Consider the following 12964-nt stretch of genomic DNA (forward strand, 5'->3'; position numbering starts at 1 on the left):
AGCCGCGCTTAATGATGCCGCTCTCGCTCTCCTACGATCACCGGGCGATTAACGGTGCCGATGCCGCCCGCTTTACGGCCTTCCTGGCCGATGTGCTGACGGATATTCGTCGATTGCTGCTGTAATCGTCTCAGCGTAAGCCACAAGCGGCGCCCAGTAGGGCGCCGCTTGTGTTTAAAACAGTTTCGTCGGTCTGCAAAGAAGGGGTGACCAAAGTACAAGAAGTTGCCACTTGGCTGTTTTTACTTAAGAAAATATAAAAAAAATGCGTTATCAGGCTTTTGGGGAGTTGTGTCATCCGAACGGCACGGTTATTGTCAGTCCATTATTAACAATATATTCATATCTAACGACTAACATTCAAGGAGCAGTGCCATGCGTTTAATCCTGTTGGGTGCCCCCGGCGCAGGGAAGGGGACCCAGGCTCAGTTTATTTGTGAGCAATTTAAGATCCCTCAAATTTCCACCGGGGATATGCTGCGCGCGGCCATCAAGGACGGCACCGAGCTGGGGCTCAAAGTAAAAGAGATTATGAATAGCGGCGGTTTGGTATCCGACGATGTCATTATCGATCTTGTTAAAGAGCGCATTAGCCAACCCGACTGCGAAAATGGTTTCTTGTTCGATGGTTTTCCGCGCACCATCCCGCAAGCCGATGCGATGAAAGAGGCTGGCGTTAAGCTGGACCACGTGTTGGAAATTGCCGTGCCAGACGAAGAAATTGTTAGCCGTCTTGCGGGGCGTCGTGTTCATCCGGCGTCTGGGCGTGTTTATCATGTTGAGCATAATCCGCCCAAAGAGCTGGGTAAGGATGACGTGACTGGTGAAGCTCTGATTCAGCGCGAAGATGATCAAGAGTCTACCGTGCGCAACCGTCTGTCGGTTTATCACGATCAAACCGCTCCGTTGGTCGATTATTACCAGCAGTGGGCGAAAGAAGACCCCGAGGCCGCGCCGCAGTACCATCGTGTAGAAGGTGTAGGCAGTGTGGCTGACATTACTCGGCAAGTGAAAGAAGCGCTTTGCTAATTAGTACATGCCAGTGAATGACACGATGGCCCGCAGGTAACCTGCGGGCCATCGTCGTTTAGGCCATGTAAAGGTATAATGATGGCCATACTTTATGGAGTGCAGAATCGATGTCATCGTTATACCTTCTCGCACTGGACGCATCTTCTAGTGCCTGCTCTGCGGCTTTATTGCGCCAGCAAGGTGGCCAACGTGAATGCTTGGCGCGTTTCGAGATGACGCCAAGGGCTCATACCCGGCGCTTAATGCCGATGGTGGATGACATTCTCGCTGAGGCCAATATTTCTACGCAGCAGTTGGATGCGGTTGCGTTTGGGCGTGGCCCCGGTTCATTCACCGGCTTGCGCATTGCTGCCGGTGCAGCGCAAGGCTTGGCGTTTGGGTTGGATCGCCCATTGCTGGGTATTTCCACCTTGGAAGCGCTCGCGCTTCAGGCCCATCGCCGCTACCATTTTCGTCATGTAGTGACCGCGCTAGATGCCCGAATGGGTGAAATCTACGCGGCTACTTGGCACTGTTTAAATGACACGCTTAGCTTGCAAAGTGACGAAGTGGTCGTGGCGCCTGCGAACTTTCATTTACCCGCTGAGCAGGAGACCGACTGGGTCGGCGTGGGCTCGGGGTTTACGCTGTGGGATGACTTCGCGTTAAGTTTACAGACCAACATGTCTCAGCACCTTACTGATCTTGAGCCACGGGCAGAAGAGATGGCATGGCTCGCCGCTCGTGATTTAGAAGCGGGGCTAGGTAAGGGTGCTCACGAAGTACAGCCGGTTTATTTGCGCAACGACGTGGCTTGGAAAAAGCCAGCATGAGCCATGTGGCAAGCCCAGAGACGTTGGTGTTGCCTTCGGGGTTGGCGCTTGGCTACGTTGATGGCCAGTTGGCGCTGTCAGGTGATGAGCGTCAGTATGGAAAACCGCTTAGTGTCGATTTTGCCGCTGGTAAAGCGGCTCATCGTCGTCAGTTTGGTGGCGGCCGCGGGCAGTTAGTGGCAAAAGCCTGTGGGCTGGCTAAAGGCATTACGCCTAGCGTGGTGGACGCTACGGCTGGCTTGGGTCGGGATGCGTTCGTACTGGCAAGCCTGGGAGCAAATGTCTTACTAATTGAACGTGTCGCGGCGATTGCCGCACTGCTTCAAGATGGTCTCGAGCGTGCTGCAAAAACACAGACGACAGCAGAGATTGCCTTGCGTATGACGCTCCGCCATGGTGATGCCGCTAAGCAGTTGGCTGCTCTTGTGGAGAGCGCAGCTTTTGATCCTGAGGTTATTCATCTTGATCCGATGTTTCCGCACCGTGAGAAGTCGGCATTGGTCAAGAAAGAGATGCGCGTGTTTCGAGAGTTGGCGGGAGACGATGATGATGCACCGCGCTTATTAGAAGCGGCGTTGGATGTAGCGACGCATCGAGTCGTGGTCAAGCGCCCGCGTAAAGCACCTCCTATCGATGGCCCTGCTCCGCAGCATACGCTGGAAGGTAAGACGAGCCGTTACGACCTGTACGTCCATCGCTCGTTGGCTCGTCGCTAAGCCGTTTCATCAAGAGAAGGAGTCTCTATGCAGCACGTGTGGCGTGAAGGCAACCGTACTACTCTGTTGCCGGAAGCAGCGCGATTTTTGCCAGCGATGTTTGAGGCGGTGAGTCAAGCGGAGTACTACGTGCTGGTGGAGCTCTACTTGATGGAGTCAGGTAAGTTAGCCAACCAGATGAGTGATGCGCTGATCGACGCTGCTGAGCGCGGTGTAAAGGTGTATTTGCTGCTTGATGGTTATGGCTCCATGGGTTTGGAGCAGCGTGATCGTATACGCCTAGAGCAAGCAGGTGTCGCATTACGGTTCTTTAATCCCATTGGTTTTCACTCGCTGGCTCGCAACTTAAGCCGTGACCACCGTAAAATTGTTGTCGTGGATGGTGAGGTTGCGTTTACCGGCGGATTTGGCGCGGTGGATGAGTTTCTTGAAGCATGGTACGAAATTGCGGTGCGCATCGAAGGCCCGGTAGTCGCTGATTGGGAAGGGCTTTTTCGCCGCTTATGGCGTTCCCGGTTAACACGCCAAGCAGGTGATGGGCGGGCTAGAGCGACGTTGCCGCCACAGCGGACAGCAGCGCATTATGCTGATGGCATACGCGGTAGAGTGATGTCAGCGAGGGGGTATCGTTATCAAGCGATTCGCCACTCGCTTCATGCGCGGGTAAATCAGTCAAACAAGCGGCTTTGGCTGTGTACGCCTTATTTTGTACCGACCTTCACGCTGCGCAGACGCCTGATTCGCGCAGCACGGCGTGGCGTAGATGTTTGTTTACTATTACCGGGCAGTAAACATGACCACCCAGGCGTGCGCTATGCAGGACAACGGTTTTACCAAGCGTTGTTAAAAGCTGGCGTGCGGATTTTTGAGTTCCAGCCCACGTTTATTCATGCCAAGTTTGTGTTAGCCGATGACTGGGTCAGTATTGGCTCATGTAACTTCGACCATTGGAATCTGCACTGGAACCTTGAAGCGAATCAAGAAGTAGAAAATCAGGCCTTCGCCGAGCAGGTTCAGTCGCTTTTTGAGCGTAACTTTGCCGCTAGTCAAGAAATCGATGCTGCCGCCTGGGCTGCACGGCCCTGGCGGCAGCGGGCCCGCGAGTGGGTCTATGGCGTAGTGGATGGTATTGTCACTCGCCTTAAATAATGCGCGGTTAGCAATCGGCTATCGGCTATCGACGCTTTTTACCTTTGGCCGGGGTTTTCTTGCGTGGTTTAGGTTTCGGGGTTTCGGGGGGCACGCGGTAGTGAAGATAAAGATCCAGGACTAATTCTGGCAGTTGAGCAACAAAGGTTTCCTGGCTGGCCTGATCTTGGGCCATTTCAGCCATTTCTGGCTCATCATCGAATAAACCTGAGAGCGACATAAAGGGCAACAGTAGCGTGGCGGCAGCTTCTTCGTCATCTTGGAACCAAGCGCTTTCGTCGCTAAAGACACCTTCCATAAACCCTGCGCACCAGTCGCCGATAGGCGTTTCCTCCGCGGGGATGCCACCGAGCGTTAGCTCAAAGGGGAGCTCTGGTAAACCGCCTTGTTCAAGTACTGCGACGGCGTTGTCACGCAGTAGTGTTAGCAGTTGGATAATCTCGTCTCGTTCGGCATCGTCCCGATAACTTGGCTCTCCCTGAAACAGCTCGGCTAGCCATTGGTTGGTGGGTAATTCGCTAGGGGCAACTGCTAGTGCCACTAAAAAGCCATGGGCAGAAATCAGATCCAGCGCATCTTCGCCGACCTGCTCTGAGTCGAGAAAGTCATCCAATCTATCAAGTTGCTCGTCGTCAAGTAGCGGTTGAGGTGGCGGGGTACTAGGCGACGTTGCTGCGGGAACGTTATTGCGCTCTGCCATCAGGGGCCTCATCATAAAAATCGTCTTTGAGAAAAAGATGTTGATCGGCAACACTCGTTGGCAACATCGTTACTGGTTAGTTTATCACTAATGACGACTTTACCACTGCCTCCATGGCCTGCTGAAAAACTTGCGGCACTCTCTTCAGAGGCGCTTATGCATGCCGTGCGAGACAGAACAGATGAAGCGCTAAGGCGCTGCCAAGAAGTCTATCCTGCGCTGCCTGCGCCAAAGGTGTGGTTCGATCTAAAAGGTGCCTCAGCAGGGCAGGCGCATCTAGGGCGTGGCGGGCTGCGTTTTAACCCTGTTTTGTTAGGAAATAATCGGCAGGCGTTTTTTGACGAGGTGATTCCCCATGAAATGGCGCATTGGCTAGTCTTTCATTTAGCCAATGGCACGCGGTTCAAACCGCATGGTCGAGAATGGCAAGCTGTCATGCGAGACTTGTTTGGTCTTGAGCCTAAGGTAACTCACTGTTTTGATGTTCAGGGTGCCCAGTCTCGGCCATATCATTATCAGTGTGGCTGTCAAACGCACTGTTTCACAGCTAGGCGTCATTCTTTAGTGGTAAAGGGGCGCCGCTATCGTTGCCGTCATTGTGATCAGACCTTGGTCTACAGTGCTTTTAGAAAACCCTGAAATCGTTTTAACTTATTGTTTTTAATATTGAAAATGTTAATACCAATGTCTAAGGGGAAGCCAGCGTTGGGAGGTTTATGCTAGGTAAATATTAAGCGCGTCGGTGCGACTAATAATAATACCGACACCATTTCTAGAGAGTGCAATTTCACGGACAGAGGCAACTTCATGAGCGAGCATAAAAACGTCTATCCAGTGCGCGACAGTATCGCTGCCAGTGCATGGGCTGATAAAGATAAATATGCGGCAATGTATCAGCAGTCCATGGACGACCCAGAGCGTTTCTGGGCCGAGCAAGCAAAGCGTCTGGATTGGATTAAGACGCCAACAAAGATTAAAAACACTTCCTTTGCACGCGATAATGTCGATATCCGTTGGTTTGAAGATGGTGAGCTTAACGTTAGTGCCAACTGTTTAGATCGCCACTTGGAGAAACGCGGCGATCAGACGGCGATTATCTGGGAAGGCGATAACCCTAACGATTCAAAACATATTACTTACCGTGAGCTCTATGAGCGCACTAACCAACTGGCCAACGGCCTGAAGTCGCTGGGAGTTAACAAAGGCGATACGGTGACGCTGTATATGCCGATGATTCCTGAGGCGGCAATGGCCATGTTGGCGTGTGCCCGTATCGGTGCTGTGCACTCTGTTGTGTTTGGCGGCTTTTCGCCGGACGCTGTCGCACAACGGGTCATCGGTGCTGATTCTAAGCTGGTGATCACTGCTGATGAGTCGGTACGTGGTGGTAAACACGTGCCCCTTAAAGAGAACGTCGATTCAGCGCTGACGCGTAACGGCACCGATGTATGTAAAAACGTATTGGTGGTGAAGCGTACAGGCGGAGATATTGATTGGCAGGAAGGTCGTGACATCTGGTTTGACGAGCTGGTGGATAAGCAGTCTACCGAATGCCCAGCTGAGGCCATGAATGCTGAAGACCCGCTGTTTATTCTCTATACCTCTGGGTCAACCGGTGCGCCGAAGGGCTTGAAGCACACCACGGGCGGCTACTTGACCTATGCAGCGATGACTCATCAGTATATTTTCGACTATCAAGAAGGCGAAGTTTACTGGTGTACCGCGGATGTCGGCTGGGTGACGGGTCACAGCTATATCGTGTACGGACCGCTTGCCAATGGTGCAACCACGCTAATGTTTGAAGGCGTGCCGAGCTACCCAAGCCATGGCCGCATGGGCGAAATTGTCGATAAACATCAGGTCAATATCCTCTATACCGCGCCTACCGCTGTGCGGGCATTAATGGCGCATGGTGATAACGTGATGGACTCTAGCAAACGTGATTCACTGCGCTTGCTGGGGTCGGTGGGTGAACCTATCAACCCAGAAGCCTGGGAGTGGTTCTATCGCGTTATCGGCAATGAGCAGTGCCCTATTGTAGACACCTGGTGGCAAACCGAAACGGGCGGCATTATGATCGCGCCACTTCCCGGTGCTACAGATCTCAAGCCTGGTTCTGCGACAACGCCTTTCTTTGGTGTGAAACCCGCGCTGGTGGATAATGAAGGCCATCAACTGGAAGGCGAGACGGAAGGTAACCTCGTCATTCTCGACTCCTGGCCGGGTCAAGCACGCTCCATTTGGGGCGATCACGAACGTTTTGTACAGACCTACTTCTCTACTTACGACGGCATGTATTTTACTGGAGATGGCTGCCGTCGGGATGAGGATGGCTATTACTGGATTACAGGACGGGTTGACGACGTACTTAACGTATCAGGCCACCGGATGGGTACTGCTGAAATAGAGTCGTCTTTGGTTGCTCACTCGGCAGTGGCAGAGGCTGCTGTTGTTGGCTTCCCGCACGATATTAAGGGCCAGGGCATCTATATCTATGTAACGCTCAATGATGATGTTGATCCCACCGATGAACTCAAGAAAGAGCTGACTCAGTGGGTGCGTAAGGATATTGGCCCGATTGCATCGCCAGATGTAATTCAGTGGGCGCCTGGGCTGCCAAAAACACGTTCTGGTAAAATTATGCGGCGCATTTTACGTAAGATCGCGGCCAATGAGTGTGACGGCTTGGGAGATACCAGCACGCTGGCGGATCCATCGGTGGTTGACGAGCTCATTGAACATCGTGCCAATAAGTAATCTGCTTTGCCCTCAGTTATTCTTCAAATGGGGGCACGTTTAAATGACGGATGTCATTCATTTGCTATGCAAAATAAGGCAAACTTAGCAGATCCGTTGCAGTGCCGGCCATGGAGCCGGCACTGTTATTTCTGTTTGGATGACGTATCAATGACAAATAGTGCATGTGATGCTTGGGAATGACGAAGCCCATGGGGTACCATGCTTCAACCGTATGAGCCTAGCGTCGCGGCGGTAGTCAACCCCGCTGCTCGAGGAACCGGAGGAATATCCATGGCAGTAGCCCATAAGTTTATCGTCGCAGACGACCATCCGCTGTTTCGTGCAGCGCTCACTCAGGCGTTGCGCCAGTTAGCCCCCCAGGCTGAGATTGTCGAAGCCGACACCATGGAAGCCACCACTGAGGTCGTGAATCGACACCCTGATGCTGATTTGATTTTGCTAGACCTCCATATGCCTGGAGCGCATGGCTTCTCAGGTTTGATTCAACTGCGTGGCCAGATGCCCGATATTCCGGTAGCGGTTGTTTCAGGCAGTGACGAACCCTATGTTGTTCGTCGTGCAATTGATTACGGCGCGTCAGGCTTTATTCCTAAATCTTCTTCGTTACAGCTGATTGCTGAAGCGGTGGGAGAAATTCTGCAAGGGGAAGTTTGGCTGCCAGAAGCGTTGGCGAACGTCTTAGATGAAACCAGCGAAGAAGAGTCGCGTTTTGCGGAGGCAATTGCCTCGCTGACGCCGCAGCAGTTTCGTGTGCTCAATATGCTGACGGAAGGCTTGCTAAATAAACAGATCGCCTATGAGCTTAGCGTCTCAGAAGCCACTATTAAGGCCCACGTGACGGCTATTCTGCGCAAGCTGGGAGTGCACTCGCGCACCCAAGCTGTTATTGCGGCGCAAAAGCTCGAAGTCGAGCCGCCTAAAGTCGAGTCTTAACGACTGACCCCTTCGGAAAGCGCCGCCCCTAGGACAACCTAAGGACGGCGCTTTCGTTTTGCTACTTATCTCGCCGCTGTATCATTCCCGCATGTCTCGCTGCTCCGTCATTCCTGTGTGCCTCACCACCGTGTCATTCCCGCATGCTTTTAGCGGGAATCCATTTTGAATACGGCATTTTTGTCGGGCAATCCGCCATATCGTTACGTTTTCCCACCTGCCCGGCTGGCCTGCAGCGTACGCGTTAAAAGTGCGCGCAGCGCGGCAGGTTTGACCGGCTTAAGCAGCAGCTGATAGCCCGCGCGCTTGATCTCTTCGGCCACTGCTTCCGTGCGGTCGGCGGTAATCACAATGCCCGGTACGGCTCCTTCAAAGCGCTCGCTGAGCGCTTCGAGAGCCATTAAGCCCGTGACTTCGTTGTCCAGATGATAGTCGGCCAAAATAGCATCGGGGTCGCCGTCCATATTACGCAGAATCGATTTTGCGCCGCCGATGCTGGTCGCGGTGAATACCTCGCATCCCCAGCCACTTAGCATGGCCGTCATGCCCTCTAAAATAAGCGTTTCGTTATCGATACATACTATGCGGGTACCCGCTAGCTTATTACCACTACGGCGATTGTGATGCTCTTGATCCGCGACGGTTACTTCACGGGCGGCAACAATGGGAACGCTGACGCAAAATGCAGTCCCCACCCCGACCCAGGAACGAACCTTAATGGGGTGATCAAGCACACGGCTCATACGATCAGCGATTGAGAGGCCTAAACCGAGTCCTTTCTCGCTCTCTTTATGGCGTGAGACTTGATCCAAGCGGCGGAACTCTTGGAAAATTTCCGTTAGCTTAGATTCAGGAATGCCGGGCCCGCTATCCCATACCTCTATGGAAAGCCGTCCTGCCTGGCGGCGGCAGCCTAGTAGTACACGACCCTCTTGGGTATAGCGGATCGCGTTGGATAAAAAGTTTTGTACAATCCGGCGAAGCATCTGCGGATCGGAATCTACCCACTGTTGCGTCGGTACGACGACAAGATCCAGCCCACGGTCATCGGCCATCACTTCAAATTCGGCACGCAACGGGCGAATAATATCTGCGAGGGCAAAGTGGCTGCGTCGCGGAGTAAGCGCACCCGCATCAAGCTTTGAAATATCTAGCAGAGTGCCAAGCAGCTCTTCAGCGGCTTGCAGTGAGTTATCAATATGGCTGATGGTGCGCTGGGTGTCGCTAGTGGTCACGTTCTGCATTAATGCTGAGGTAAACAGCCGGGCCGCGTTCAGTGGCTGTAGCAAGTCATGACTAGCGGCAGCTAAAAAGCGCGTTTTGGAAGCATTAGCATCTTCAGCTAACTGCTTGGCTTGGCGCAGCGCCTGCTCAGCTTCAGCACGCACACGGTTTTCTTGGCGCAGCGCCGCGTTGGCCTCGGAAAGTGCTTGTGTGCGCTCGCGAACGCGCTCTTCCAGGGTTTCGTTGGTCACTTTTAAGGCGATTTCGGCTTGGCGGCGCTCGGTAATGTCTTGATAAAGCGCGAAGAAGCCTAAAATCGATTGGCTATCGCCAAAGTGGGGCGTATAGGTGACCAGCATATAGCGCATGGCATCATTAACGCGCATTGAAACTTCAAAGCTGACCCGTTCGCCTGCCAGCGTTCGCTGAACCCATGGCATGCGCTCTTCGGCTTTTTTAACCGGTAATACGTCTTCGTATCGACGCCCAATCACGGCATTACGATCTATGTCGAAAGCTTGTTCGTAGGCGCGGTTGGTAAATAGATAGCGGCACTCTTTATCAAAGTAGGCAATCAGCGCTGGCACATTATCGGTGTAGATACGGATGTTATTTTCAGAGCGGATCAGCGCCTCTTCAATGCGCTTCTGCTGAGTAATATCTTGATAAGTATAGACAAAACCACCACCAGGCATCGGGTTGCCTTGGACTTCCAATACGCTGCCATCCTGGCGATAGCGCACATAGCGGTGAGGCTGGCCGTCGCGAATGTTGTCTAGCAGCAGTTGAACGTGCTCTTCCGGGTCGCCTGGGCCATATTCACCGTTGTGCGCGTTGTAGCGAAAAATGCGATCCATGGGGGCGCCGACCCGTATCAAGTGATCAGGGAAGCGGAACAGCTCTAAATAACGTTGGTTCCACACCACCAAGCGCAAATTTTGGTCAACCACGCTAATACCCTGGTTGATGTTTTCAATGGTGGCTTGCAGCAGTGCGCGGTTGAACTCTAGGACTTGAGAGGCTTCATCAACGATAGAAATAACGTCTGAAATGCCAATGCCGCGCCCCTGAAGCGCCGAATTAACGACTATACGTGCTGATGATGCGCCTAGCACTGAGGCAAGAAAGCGCTCGGTAAATTGGATGACGTCGATAGACGCCCGGGAACTATCTTCTATGGGTTTGCCCGCGCGGCGTGCGTAATCCTCGAATGCACGATCCACTTGATCTGCCCCAAGAAAACGCTCACACAGCACTTTAAGGTCACCGACCGTGGTGGCACCTGTCCAGGGGCGGTTGACGGATGTCTGGCGGGTTTCAACGCTATCGACAAACAGCGACGCCTGGATACGTTCGACGACCCGCTGAGAAGTCACCTGTGACACAAAGATATAGCAGAACAAGTTGATGCCCAGCGACAGCATGACCCCGTGGGTAAATGGGTCGCCGAGGTTTAAGCCAAATAGGGTTGTCGGCGATAGCCAATTAAGCCCTAAGGGGCCGCCTGCTAACCATTGTTGAGGAAGTACACCGGCATTGATCATCGCAGGCATTAACAGGCTGTATGCCCAAATCGCAAAGCCTGCATTCATGCCAACAATAACGCCGAGGCGGTTGCCGCGCTTCCAATACAGCCCGCCGATGAGTGCGGGGGCAAACTGAGCGGCGGCCGCAAAGGACAGCATGCCAATTGAGGCCAACGAAGTGAATTCGGCAATGAGCTGGTAAAAGCCGTAAGCCATTGCCAAAACAGCAACAATCGTCAGGCGGCGTGCGCGGAGCACTAAGCGGCCATAGTCGCGGGCTTTGGTGTCGAACCAACGCAATCTAAATAGCGCTGGGATCACAATTTCATTAGAAATCATGATGGACACTGCCACTGCCGCCACAATAACCATACCTGTCGCGGCAGAAAATCCACCAATAAAGGTGAGAAGGGTCAGCCACTGCTGGCCGGACGCCATTGAAAGAGCAAGTACGTAAGTATCAGGCTCAACCCCGCTTTCCGAAAACAGCAGTAGGCCAGCTGCCGCCAAAGGGACAACAAAAAAGGCGACTGCGAGTAAGTAAAGAGGAAATAGCCAGCGTGCTTTTGTTGCATCATCTGGGTGGGTATTTTCCACCACTGCCACATGAAACTGGCGAGGTAGGCAAAGTATAGCGAGCATGGCGAGCAGCGTTTGTGCCCAGAAGCTCTGGCCGAAATCTTGATTGGCTAGCTGGCGCTGAAGCTCCAATTGACTTTCAGCGTGGCCCATTAGTTCGCCTAGGCCATCAAACATCCCCCAGGTAACAAAAGCGCCAAGGACGACAAAAGCCAACAACTTTACCAGCGATTCAAATGCTACCGCATGAATCAGCCCTTCGTGGTGCTCTGTCGCGTCCGTGTGACGAGTGCCAAAAAGGATAGCGAAGATTGCCATGACGATGGCGACATAAAACGCTGTGTCGCCAAACAGCGGCGTATGGGTCATGTCCGCTGCGTCGGTCAGAACACTAAAGGTGGTAGACACCGCTTTTAACTGCAGGGCAATGTAGGGCAGGGTGCCAATCAGGGCAACTAAACTAGCAAACGCCGCAAGGGATTGGGTTTTGCCGTAGCGGGAAGCAATAAAGTCAGCGATTGACGTGACGTTTTGGTGCTTGGCAACACGAATCATTTTTGCCAGCACCGGCCAAAACAGTAAAAACGTTAAGATCGGGCCGACAAAGATACTGGCGAATGACCAGCCCGCTGTGGCTGCTTGCCCCACTGCGCCGTAAAACGTCCACGAGGTGCAGTAAATGGCCAATGCCAAACTGTAGATGATTGGCCGTCGGCGGCTGGCGCCGTGAGTCCGTGCACGGCGATCACCGAACCAGGCAATTCCAAACAGCACTGCAATGTAAAGCAGTGATACCGCGACCAGCAGACCGCCATGAAACATGTCGTCTCCCCACGTTGAAGGCTTCGCCTAGCGACGATCCAATATCAAATAACGATCATCTAAATAAAGACCCTATTCTAGGCGAAGGAGGGGCATTACGTCTGCTGGTCGGCGGCAAGTTGGCAAACGGTGGTTAACAAAGGTGCGGTTTCCCGCAGCGTGCGGCGTTCGTTTAATTCAGCGTCGCCCGTCTCTGTATTCAGGGGGACTATCTCGCGGTTTGTGCAGTTCAATATATAAGGTTGAGTGGTTAGTATGTCGGTATGGCGGCGTTCGAATTGATAAAGAATAAATTCAGCAATTAACTCATCGTCAATGTGGCGAGCGCGTACATTGTCGCGATCAACGATGCTGAATTTAGTCGTCATCGGAAACACAAAGGTCCATGGTCGCCACACGGCACTAGACGTATCGCTGGAAATGACGATGGCAGTTTCAGGTAGTTGAGAGCGCTTGTGTTCAAACCAGCTGTATTCGGTTGAGACCTGATACCCCAGCATACCCAAGCCACCAAAAACGGGCACAATCCACTTAGGCAGCCGTTTACGGCTAAGTGCTCTAAGTAATAGGCCTATCCCCGCGGCGGCAAGCCCTGCAAATACAGCGGCAACAAGATGCCAGATCATAAAATATCCTTTCTAAATGACATCGGGCTCCCCTAAGGAAGCCCGATGATAAGTATCGATTCCGAATCTAATGGCAGTGTGCCAA

Annotated in this window: 11 protein-coding genes; 8 read left to right on the forward strand and 3 right to left on the reverse strand. The window is 52.9% G+C overall.

The genetic code is table 11. The features are described from left to right. From HVE01_RS00005 to HVE01_RS00025, 5 genes are all read left to right on the forward strand, one after another. Positions 1-125: 2-oxo acid dehydrogenase subunit E2 (locus HVE01_RS00005; RefSeq protein ID WP_146941726.1), on the forward strand; the 125-nt coding region annotated here is incomplete at its 5' end. A gap of 250 nt (positions 126-375) precedes the next feature. After that, a complete protein-coding gene (gene adk, locus HVE01_RS00010; RefSeq protein WP_125751262.1) occupies positions 376-1029 on the forward strand; it encodes an adenylate kinase in 654 nt (217 codons plus the stop codon). A gap of 110 nt (positions 1030-1139) precedes the next feature. Continuing rightward, positions 1140-1844, forward strand: a complete 705-nt coding sequence (gene tsaB, locus HVE01_RS00015; protein WP_146941728.1) for a tRNA (adenosine(37)-N6)-threonylcarbamoyltransferase complex dimerization subunit type 1 TsaB — start codon at positions 1140-1142, stop codon at positions 1842-1844. Further along, positions 1841-2560: a class I SAM-dependent methyltransferase gene (locus HVE01_RS00020; RefSeq protein WP_146941730.1), complete on the forward strand. Its 720-nt coding sequence runs from the start codon at positions 1841-1843 to the stop codon at positions 2558-2560. The genes tsaB and HVE01_RS00020 overlap by 4 nt, the downstream gene beginning before the upstream one ends. 27 nt (positions 2561-2587) lie before the next feature. Further along, entirely contained in the window at positions 2588-3709 is a 1122-nt protein-coding gene (locus tag HVE01_RS00025) for a phospholipase D-like domain-containing protein (RefSeq protein WP_146941732.1), read from the forward strand. A gap of 25 nt (positions 3710-3734) precedes the next feature. On the opposite strand, the gene HVE01_RS00030 is transcribed toward HVE01_RS00025, so the two are convergent. Next, complete coding sequence (locus HVE01_RS00030; protein ID WP_125751249.1) at positions 3735-4409, reverse strand: YecA/YgfB family protein; 675 nt, start codon at positions 4407-4409, stop codon at positions 3735-3737. A gap of 90 nt (positions 4410-4499) precedes the next feature. On the opposite strand from HVE01_RS00030, the gene HVE01_RS00035 reads away from it, so the two are divergent. From HVE01_RS00035 to HVE01_RS00045, 3 genes are all read left to right on the forward strand, one after another. Continuing rightward, a complete protein-coding gene (locus tag HVE01_RS00035) occupies positions 4500-5048 on the forward strand; it encodes a SprT family zinc-dependent metalloprotease (RefSeq protein ID WP_186808788.1) in 549 nt (182 codons plus the stop codon). A gap of 168 nt (positions 5049-5216) precedes the next feature. Beyond that, complete coding sequence (gene acs / locus HVE01_RS00040; protein ID WP_125751247.1) at positions 5217-7166, forward strand: acetate--CoA ligase; 1950 nt, start codon at positions 5217-5219, stop codon at positions 7164-7166. Positions 7167-7439: 273 nt separating this feature from the next. After that, positions 7440-8102 carry a response regulator gene (locus HVE01_RS00045; protein WP_125751244.1) on the forward strand — a complete coding sequence of 221 codons (663 nt, stop codon included), beginning with the start codon at positions 7440-7442 and terminating at the stop codon, positions 8100-8102. A 203-nt stretch (positions 8103-8305) separates the two neighbouring features. On the opposite strand, the gene HVE01_RS00050 is transcribed toward HVE01_RS00045, so the two are convergent. Both HVE01_RS00050 and HVE01_RS00055 read right to left on the reverse strand, forming a co-directional pair. Next, positions 8306-12253 (reverse strand): hybrid sensor histidine kinase/response regulator, encoded by a 3948-nt coding sequence (locus HVE01_RS00050; protein WP_125751239.1) that lies wholly within the window; start codon positions 12251-12253, stop codon positions 8306-8308. A 95-nt stretch (positions 12254-12348) separates the two neighbouring features. Continuing rightward, positions 12349-12879, reverse strand: a complete 531-nt coding sequence (locus HVE01_RS00055) for a hypothetical protein (RefSeq protein WP_125751236.1) — start codon at positions 12877-12879, stop codon at positions 12349-12351. Positions 12880-12964: the final 85 nt, after the last annotated feature.

Source organism: Vreelandella venusta (genome assembly GCF_007989605.1).
Lineage (GTDB): Bacteria > Pseudomonadota > Gammaproteobacteria > Pseudomonadales > Halomonadaceae > Vreelandella > Vreelandella venusta.